The organism is Bacillus sp. LR--39 (assembly GCF_053613335.1).
This window is the reverse complement of the sequence record NZ_JBSIOT010001159.1, coordinates 1-613: the sequence shown is the minus strand read 5'-3', so window position 1 is coordinate 613 and position 613 is coordinate 1. Positions and strand designations below refer to the sequence as shown.

The 613-nt window shown below is 50.9% G+C and carries 1 protein-coding gene; it reads left to right on the top strand.

The features are described 5' to 3' along the window. Positions 1 to 613 (top strand): BCCT family transporter (locus ACWHAR_RS29140; protein WP_452088706.1); only part of this gene is annotated, 613 nt, incomplete at both ends.

The window sequence follows — 613 nt, the reverse complement described above, 5'->3', positions numbered from 1 at the left end:
TCCATCAGGTGAAACAGAAACAGCCCAGGCCTTCAGAGATTCTCTGAGGTATACATTTTTCCACTGGGGATTGCATGCTTGGGCGATCTATGCGATCGTTGCCCTTTGCATCGCATACTTTCAATTCAGAAAAGACGCGCCTGGCTTGATCAGCGCGACGCTGTTTCCGGTCTTCGGCGACAGAGTCAACGGACCGCTTGGAAAAGGGATTGACTGCATCGCTGTATTTGCAACCGTCGTCGGTGTAGCGACTAGTCTCGGAATCGGCGCCACGCAGATCAACGGCGGACTCCATTATCTATTCGGAGTGCCGAACAGCTTCCAGGTGCAGCTGGCGATCATTGCAGTCATCACCGTTCTGTTTTTAATTTCCGCTTGGAGCGGAATCGGAAAAGGCATCAAGTATTTGAGCAATACGAACATGGTGCTGGCCGGCGTCCTGATGATCTTTATGCTGTTTGTCGGACCGACGGTGTTAATTATGAACTCGTTTACGGACACGATCGGAACGTATATCTCCAATGTGGTGCAAATGAGCTTCCGCCTTGCGCCTAATGATCCGGACAGCCGTGAATGGATCAATTCATGGACGATTTTCTACTGGGCTTGGTGG